Raw genomic sequence first — 465 nt, forward strand, 5'->3', positions numbered from 1 at the left:
GTTGTCACGATCATTACAAGCGCGACAGTGGCGAAGGCAAAGCTGAATCCGATCTCGGAATATTCCGCTTGGCCTATGAGCACACGGGGAGCCGTCGAGAAGAAGACGAAGAAGGTGCCTATACCGGCGCTAAAGCCGACAGTGTAAACCCAAAAAGCCGGACTCGCGAAGATCGGCAAGACAGATCGGCGCGTCTTGACTTGATCCAGAGGGCGGGTTTCGTGCCACCTGAAACCCGCATTTAGGAGTGCGAGCATCGCCAGTATAGCCAAAGTAATGAATATCGCCTGCCATCCCAAGAACTCGCCGATCAATGCTCCGGCGATAGGGCCGAGCGCAGGCACGAACGCCAGTATCGAACTGAAAAGGCCGTAGATGACGACACCCTCAGGACGGTTGGCATAAACGTCGCGAACCGTCGCGAACGTCGCCACCAGCATGGCCGACGCGCCCACTGCTTGAAGT

General features: G+C 56.8%; 1 protein-coding gene. It reads right to left on the bottom strand.

Annotated features, from left to right (window positions below):
- The coding region (locus tag VQ048_RS12605) for an MFS transporter (protein ID WP_327611979.1) at positions 1-465 on the bottom strand (465 nt) is incomplete at both ends.

The organism is Bergeyella anatis, from assembly GCF_036016955.1.
Classification (GTDB): Bacteria; Bacteroidota; Bacteroidia; order Flavobacteriales; family Weeksellaceae; genus JAYWXI01.